We start from the raw sequence: 8,798 nt of genomic DNA on the forward strand, positions 1-8,798 counted from the left end.
GCCGTCAGCAGCTCAGTAGCTATAGGTAAGCGTGAACAGCACGTTGCGCGGATCGCCGAAGTAGTTGTGGCCATAGTCGACGGACTTGAAGTAGCGCCTGTCGAAAATGTTGTTGACGTTCATCGCACCGGTCAGCTCTTCGGTGAAGCGATAAGCCAGGCGACTGTTCCATACCGCGAAGCCGCTCTGCTCCCGTCCGTAGTAGCCGAACCCGGCCGACCGGCTCTGTGCATTGACGCCGCCGCCGACGGATACCCGCGACCAATTGCCCGGCAACCGGTAGTCGACCCAGGAGCGGAATATGTGCTTCGGTGTATTGACGCTGGCGCCAACGTCATCCGCTTCGCTGGGCACCTCGCCCTGGTAACGCAGCAGGTTGAGGGTGTAGGCGGCATATACCTGCACGTTGTCGAACAACTCGCCGCTGAGCTCGGTCTCGAAGCCGCGGCTGATAGCCTTGCCGCCGCCGTGGTAGCAGGTACCGCCGCAGTTGGCTTCCTGAACGTCATCGGGCAGGTTGGCGTCCTGGATCGGGATGTTGTCCTGTTCCATGCGGAACAGCGCGAAGGTGGCATTCAAGCGGCCATCGTTGAGGATGCCTTTCAGACCGGTCTCGACGCTTTTCCCGCTTTTCGGTCCCAGGATGCTGCCGCTCGCGGTACGCACCGACTGCGGAAGGAAGATCTTGGTGAAGCTGGCATACGCACTCCACTCCGGATTGAGGTCGTAGATGATGCCGGCATAGGGAATGGCCTTCGCCGACTCCTTGGCCACCGCCTTCGAATAACCCCAAGGCCCATTGGAGGTATAAGCCTTCTGGTAGGACGAAATGCGAGTCCCGAGCACTACGGACAGGTCGTCGGTCAGATAGTATTGCCCCATGCCGTAGACGCCTTTCTGGATCGAAGCGTAGCCATCGTCGCTGCGCCTGACGGAATAGATGTCGTCATCGGATGGTTTGTTGGTATTGACCGGCGAGTTGAAGATATCCCAGTTGGGTACGTAGCGCTGCCTCCAGCCGAAGGTATCGCTGCTGTCCAGGTCCGAATAGTTCGCCCCGAATGTAAGGTTCAGCTGGCGATCGGCAACCTTGGTACGACCATTGACATAGACATCCCCGCCCCAGTGCTCGGAAAAGAAGTCGAAGACGTAGGCATCTCCCCGCAGAGTACTGGTATTGTCCGGATTGATGCTGCCGGCCATCAGCAGGTACTTGTAGTCGTTCTTCTCGCGCGCATTGACCACCGTGGCATTCAACGACCAGTCTTCGTTGAACTGGTGGGCAATATCGAAGTAGAAGGTCTCTTGGATCTTGTCCCAGTAGGACCAGTCGCCGCCGAGGAAAGTCGAGCGACTGAAATGCGGCATCGAACCATCGGTATAGTTGGGCAAGCCGTTGACATCGATGTTGGCGTCGATCCGCTCGCGACTGAAGCCGAAGCCGAGGCGTGTAGCTTCCGTAAGATCGTAATCGAGCGCGGCATAGATGGTCTGGCGGTCATCGCCTACGTGGTCGACGAACGAGTTCTTGGTGTCGTAGTCGAGAACTAGGCGCCCTCGCAGTCTTCCCTGTTCGTCGATCGGGCCGGAGATATCGGCCTGGGTACCATAGTGATCCCAGGAGCCGGCCTTGGCAGTCAGCCGGACCTGGTTCTCCGCCGTCGGTCGCTTGCGCACGAAGTTGACCGAGCCCGAGGGATTGCCGCCGCCCTCCAGCAGACCTTGCGCACCCCGGAGAATCTCTACCCGATCGAAGATCGCGGTCTGCCCGCTGAAGTCCGAACCACGGGCATAGGATTGGCGCTCCAGGGGTACACCGTCGTACTGGAAGTTTTCGATGAAGAAACCGCGAGAGTAGTACTGCTCGCCGGTACCGAACATCGGGATGGAGGTAACGCCCGGCGCGTTGGCCAGGACATCGGATACGGTGGACATGTTCTGGTCCTGCATCCGTTTCTGGGTGACCACCGTCACCGATTGGGGAATTTCCTTGATGCTCTTGTTGCCCTTGCCGATCGACACCGCAGGCGAGGCATAGGAGCCGCTGTTCTCAGTAGTGGGATTCAGCGCCAGGCCTGAAACCACCATTGAATCCAGGGATATCACCGAAGAGGAGTCCTGCAGGCGCAGGATCAGGGTTTTGCCCTGCAGTTCGAAACCGATACCGTTGGCCCCATCCAGCAGTTGGCTGATCGCCTGTTCCAATTCGAGTTTGCCGCTGACACTGCGGCTACGCAGACCACTCAGGTCGCTCGGGTTGTAGAGCACCTGCAGACCCGCCTGGCGGCCAAGCGCCTGAAGCGCCGCGTCGAGCCGCTGGGCGGGAACGTTGAATTCGTACTCCTGCGCGACCGCCTGGGCGCTCACCAGCAGAAGGGCCAGGCCAAGCCTGGACATCTTGTTTGCCCCCAAACTTCCTAAAGCCCTTGCCAGAGGGGAAACCGCATGTGCTGTTGGCATGTTTTTCTCCATATATTTCGTATGGATAAATATTTAAGAATACTTATCAATTACAAAGACGTCTCAGCAGGAAAAACCGGAAAAAAAACTCAACTGTCGTATTTCGTTACCCCGGACATACCCGGGCCGGGTTTACCTGTAGGTAAAACCCGGCCCGGCCCTCGTTTGTCGACGCGCTACGTACGTTGCTTCAAAGACCGCTCGCTAGCCTCGTCAAGCTCCTGCAACAGGCGCTCGTCCTGCATGATCGTGTCGTGCTCGGCCTGGCAGAAGGTTTCTCGCGCCAAGGTGAAAGACATCTGCGCCTGGAACTGCCGCGCCTCCGCCTCGCGCCCTTCGACCCACCAGCAATGAACCCCGGCAACGAGCCCTGCGAGTTCGGCGGCATCCCAGCAGAGCTTGCGCAAGGTCGCCACGGTTTCGAACACACCAATCAGCTCATCCGCCGTGAGGCCATGGCGAACAGGTTTCTCCGCCACCTGAGCACGGATATGACTGGCTACGACAGAGGCATCCACCGACGCCTCGGCCGGAAGCCGGGAGCGCGTCCCCAGGAATATCTCCAAGAACTCATCGAGGACCTGGCCCAGCTCCTGATCGCTTCTTCCCCTGCCGTCGACCAGCGGTGCATCCGCGAGGCCGAGGAAGACGACCTCCTCGCCCTGCTTCTCCAGTTCCCGCGCCACGAAGAGGCTGATGACTGCGCCCAGCGACCAGCCCATCAGGCTGTAAGGACCCTGAGGTTGTCTTTGCCTGATCAGTCCGGCGTACTGCCTGGCCAGCTCCCGCATCGCCAGGCCTTCGGGGCGATAACCGGAGAGCAACGGCGACTGGATACCGATAACCGTGCGTCGTCCCTCCATCCGCCGCGCAAACGGCAGGTAGTCGAAGGCCGTGCCGAAGATTCCGTGAATGCAGAACAACGGCGGCACCTGCTCAAGCCCCCTGTTCAAGCTCACCAGCGGACTCCCTGCATGTGACCGCGACTCCAGCAACGCGGCGATGGTTGGCTTGTGCATCAGGTCGCGCAGGCTGATCTCCAAGCCCGGAGCACGCCACAGCCTGATTCTCCCCACCAGTTGGACGGCCAGGATCGAATCGCCGCCAAGCTCGAAGAAGTTGTCGTGCAAACCGACCCGCTCGACACCGAGTACCTCTCTCCAGAGCCGCGCCAGGTCTTTTTCCGCTTCGGTCTGCGGGGGCGCGTATGCCTGCGTCTGTGCGCCGGCATCCGGCTTCGGCAAGGCCTTGCGGTCGATCTTGCCGTTGGGCGTCAGCGGCAACCGTTCGAGCGCCACCAATTGCGCAGGCACCATGTATTCCGGCAGGCAGCCCTTCAGTGCATTCCTCAGCACATCGCGCCAATCTGGTGCCAGTTCTGACGTGATGGGCACTACGTAGCCAACCAGTTGCGCGCCATGGGCTCCCTCCTGTGCCAGCACCACAGCCTCGCGCACGAGGCCCTGCTCCTGCAGGCGCGCCTCGATCTCGCCCAGTTCGATGCGGAACCCGCGGATCTTCACCTGATGGTCGACACGGCCGAGATAGTCGATAACGCCATCGGAGCGGCGGCTGGCCAAATCTCCGGTGCGGTAGAGGCGTCCGCCGTGTGCATCGAACGGGTTGGGCACGAAGCGTTCTGCTGTCAGGGCGGGACGTGCGAAATAGCCCCTGGCCAGACCGTCCCCGCCGATCAGCAGTTCACCGCCGCCCCCCGCCGGCATGGGTTCGAGTTCGTCATCCAGGACGTGTAGCGCGGTGTTGCCGATGGGTCCGCCAAGATGGATGACCTCGCTGTCGAGCACACGCTGGCAGGACGACCAGATGGTGGTCTCGGTGGGACCGTAGACGTTCCATAAGGAGTCCACGTGCGCGAGCAGACGTCGTGCCAGGCCTCCGCCCAGCGCCTCACCACCACAGAGCGCCTTGCGGCCACGCAGGACCTCGGCGCGCTCCGGAGCGCCGTCCAGCAGCATCCTCCAAGTCGCCGGCGTCGCCTGGATAATGCTGACCTCAGCCTCTTCGATGAGGGCCAGCAGCGCCTGCGGATCCTTGCTCTGCTGAGCCTTAGGCATGACGATACAGGCACCGCGGGTCAGGCCCAGGTATAGCTCCAGGCCAGCGATATCGAAGGACAGAGAGGTCAATTGCAGCAGCCGGTCGGAAGAGGTGCACCCCGGCTCCCGCGCCATGCTGGCGAGGAAGTTGAGCAGCGAACGATGTTCGATCTGGACACCTTTCGGCCTGCCGGTCGAGCCTGACGTGTAGATCACATAGGCCAGGTTTTCCGCAGCCAGGGGACGCAGCGGGTCATTCGAGGGATAACCATCCAGCCAGCCAGTCCGATCCAGGTCGAGGGCGGCCACGCCCTTCGCCAAGGGCAACCCAGGGGACAGCCAGGACTGGCTCAGTACCAGCCGTACGCCGCTGTCTTCCAGCATGTAGGCAAGCCGCTCGCGAGGATAGTCGGGATCCAGGGGCACATAGGCGGCACCTGCCTTGAGCACCGCCAGTAGGCCGACAAGCATGTCCGGCCCGCGCTCCATGGCGATTCCCACCAGACTCTCTGTCCCCACTCCCTCAGCGAGCAGGTAGTGCGCGAGGCGGTTGGCGCGTCGGTTGAGTTCACCGTAGGTCAGTAGCTCACCGTCGAAGAGCACCGCAGGCGCGTCCGCGAAGCGCCCTGCCTGCGCCTCGAACAGTGTATGCAGGCAAAGACCGCGAGGATATTCCGCATCCATGTCGCAGCCAAGCGCCAGGTAACGCTGCCGTTCGTCCTCGTCCAACATCCGCAGTTCGCCAAGGCGGATTTCCGGCGCCCGGCACATAGCCTCTAGCAAGTTGCGCCAGTGCGACGCCAACCGCTCAACCGTCTCGGAATCCAGATAACGGCGATCGTAGCTGTACTGTACCTGGAGGGTCTCCCCCAGACCGACCGACAAGGTCAGCGGATAGTTCGTCTGCTCCCGGTTCTCTACCTCACCGAAGCGCAGCCCCGACGGGGCTCCCTGCTCCAGTGCCTCCGATACCGGATAGTTCTCGAATACCAGCAGGCTGTCGAACAATCCCTCGCCGCCCTGCCCGGCCCAGCGCTGCACTTCGTACAGCGGCGTATGCTCATACTCGCGCAGGCCCAGGTTGCAGTCCTGCACCTGGCTGATCCAATCGACAACACTCAGGTCCGCCCTCGGGCTAGCGATCACCGGCAGAGTATTGATGAACAATCCCACCTGTTGCTCGATGCCGGGCAACTCCATCGGTCGCCCCGCCACCGTGGCGCCGAAACACACCGTGTCCTGCCCGGTGTAACGCTGCAACAGCAACAGCCAGGCCGATTGCACCAAGGTGTTCAAGGTCACCCGCTGGGTGCGGGCAAATGCCTCGAAATGCTGGGTGGAAACCGGATCGAAGGCGTGGACGAAATGGCCATGTCCGCTCGCTGGCAACAGTTCGCAACGTATAGCCTGTGCCAGGCGAGTTGGCGCATCGAGCTCGGCGAGCCGCTCTTTCCAGTAGCGCTCGGCGCTTTCCCGGTCCTGTCGCTGTAGCCAGGCGATGTAGTCGCGGTACCGGCCGGCCTGAGGAGCAGGCTGACGCCCCGAGTAGCGTTCAAGTACTTCGCCGAGCAGCAGGGAGCCGCTCCAGCCATCCATCAGGATGTGGTGATTGGTGTAGATCAGGCGATGCCGGTGGTCGGCCACTCGTACCGAGACCCAACGCAGGAGCGGCGCCTGTTGCAAATCGAACGTCCGCAGCCGCTCCTGGTCTGCCAGGTCCTCCAGGGCTGACTCGAGGTCGGTGCGCCCGCGCCAGTCGTGCTCGGCAAAAGGAAGCGAAACGCTTTTGTGCACCACCTGCAACGGCCGACCCAGCTCTCCCTCCCAGACGAAGCCGCTGCGCAGGACATCGTGCGCCTCCAGGGTCGCTTCCCAGGCCAGGCGGAAGCGGGCGACGTCCAGCCCTTCCACTTCCACCTGCATCTGGTTGATGTAATCGCCAGCGCCCTCTTCGTACAAAGAGTGGAACAACATACCCTGCTGCATGGGAGACAACGGGTAGAGGTCGGCGATCGAGCCGACGGGCAATGGCAGGCTATCCAGGCGTGCCTGGTCGATATCCGCCAGAGGAAAGTCCGAAGGCGTCAGCCCACGATTCCGCTCTTCGCAACAGTGCGCAACCAATGCCTGGAGTTCTGACAAGTATTCGTCCGCAAGCCGCTGGATAGTGGCTTCTTCGAACACTTCCCGACTGAACGTCCATTGCAGACTCAATTCGCCGTCATAGACCTGCCCGCTCAGAGCCAGCAGGCCGTCGAGAACTGCCTCGTCGCTACGCTCGGCACCGCTTCCCTCCCGCGCGGGCACGAACAACCCCTGCTCCTGGTCGAAGCTGCCGTCGAACTGGCCTAGATAGTTGAAGACCAATTGGCCCTCCGGCAGGCACCCGAGCGTTGTCCGAGCTTCATCGTCGCCGAGATAGCGCAGCAGGCCATAGCCGATACCCTTGTTCGGCACGGCCCGTATCTGCTCCTTGATGGTCTTGATCGAGTCGACCAGATCGATTCGTGGACTGAGCCGCAATGGGTAGAGGCTGGTGAACCAGCCAACGGTACGGCTCAGGTCGATATCCTCGAAAAGATCTTCGCGACCATGTCCTTCAAGACGCACCAGCACCTCGGCCTCACCGCTCCAGCGGCAGACCACCCGGGCCAGGGCCGTCAACAGCAGATCATTGATCTGCGTGCGATAGGCCGCCGGAGCCTGCTGCAACAGACGGCGGGTCCACTCTCGCTCCAGCCGCCCGCCAACGTAGGCGGCATGCTTCAGCTGACGTCTCCCATGAGGGTTGTCGCAGGGCAGGTTATCCGACAAGCCCTGAAGCTGTGCCTGCCAGTAGGCAAGCTCCGATTTGAGTGCCGGCCCCCGGGCATGTTCCTGCACACGCTCGGCCCAGACCTTGAATGAACTGGTCTTCGCCGGCAGGTGCGGCATCTCTCCGGTCGCCAATGCCTGATAGGCCTGCTGCAGGTCTTCCAGCAATATCCGCCAGGACACCCCATCCACCACCAGGTGGTGTACGACCAGCAGCAGTCGCTGGCTGCCGTCCGGCAGGGCCGCAAGCAACGCCCGCAACAGGGGGCCATGACGCAAATCCAGGCTGCGCTGGCAGGCCTCGATCACCTCCTCCAGTTCTTCCGTAGCATCCAGCGTACGTTCCCACAACAACTCTTCGCTCGCTTCCTGTGGCAGGAACTCCGCCTGCCAGCCCCTTTCGCCAGGCATGTAACGCAAGCGCAGGGCATCATGCTGTTCGACCAGCGCCGCCAGGGCCCCCTGCAGCGCCTGAGGGTCGAGCGCCTCGCTGGGTTCCAGCAGCAAAGACTGGTTCCAGTGATGGCGCTCGGGGACATCCTCCTCGAAGAAACGTTGCTGGATCGGCATCAGTGGCATCGAGCCGAGAACAGGCCCCTGATCGACAAGCTGCCCCGTATCGAACCGCACAGCCCCTGCCAGTCCCTGTATCGTCTGGTACTGGAACAGATCCTTGGGAGTAAAGCGGATTCCCGCCTGGCGCGCCCGGCTAACCAGTTGCAGCGAGATGATCGAATCCCCGCCGAGCTCGAAGAAGTTGTCGGCCATCCCGACCCGCTCCAGCTTCAGCACATCCGCCCAGATCGCTGCCAATGTGCGCTCCAGCTCCGTCGCCGGCGCCACATACTGTTGCTGGCTGTCACTGGCGTCCGGCGCCGGCAGCGCCTTGCGGTCCAGCTTGCCGTTGGGCGTCAGCGGCAACGCCGACAGGAACACCCACTGCGTCGGCACCATGTATTCCGGCAGGCTCGCCTTGAGCGCCGACTTCAGCACTTCACGCAGGGCGCCGCGCTTCTCGTCCTCCAGCGCACCGACATCCTGCGGCACCACGTAGCCCACCAGTTGCTTGCCGCTCGCGCCATCGCGGGCCAGAACCACCGCTTCGCGCACGCACTCCTGCTCCAGCAGGCGCGCCTCGATCTCACCCAGCTCGATGCGGAAACCCCGGATCTTCACCTGGTGGTCGACACGCCCCAGGTAGTCCACCAGCCCATCGGCACGTGCCCGGGTCAGGTCGCCGCTGCGATAGACCCGCTCGCCGTTGCCGTACGGATCCGGGACGAAACGCTCGGCCGTCAGCGCCGGCCGGTCCAGGTAACCCCGCGCCACACCTTCTCCACCCAGGTAGAGCTCACCGGCCAGACCCAGCGGCAGCAGGTCCAGGTCCGCGCCCAGTACATAGGCCCTGCGACGTCCCAGCAAGGTACCGATAGGTGCGTAAGCCGCACCGCACGGATCCTGCGGACA

At 62.3% G+C, this 8,798-nt stretch carries 2 protein-coding genes; both read right to left on the reverse strand.

Features of this window, described 5'->3' with window-relative positions; translation table 11 throughout:
- Positions 1–12 precede the first annotated feature (12 nt).
- On the reverse strand, positions 13–2,460 hold the full coding sequence (locus AC4OR5_RS25850; RefSeq protein WP_023082193.1) for a TonB-dependent siderophore receptor: 2,448 nt from the start codon (positions 2,458–2,460) through the stop codon (positions 13–15).
- A 176-nt stretch (positions 2,461–2,636) separates the two neighbouring features.
- A partial coding sequence (locus tag AC4OR5_RS25855) for an amino acid adenylation domain-containing protein (RefSeq protein WP_491952851.1) occupies positions 2,637–8,798 on the reverse strand: 6,162 nt, incomplete at its 5' end.

The sequence above is a fragment of the Pseudomonas sp. YA1 genome, assembly GCF_058680555.1.

Bases quoted from the DNA above. Each gene is read 5' to 3' on its own strand.
- AC4OR5_RS25850 (WP_023082193.1), bottom strand. From the start codon at position 2,460: ATGCCAACAGCACATGCGGTTTCCCCTCTGGCAAGGGCTTTAGGAAGT.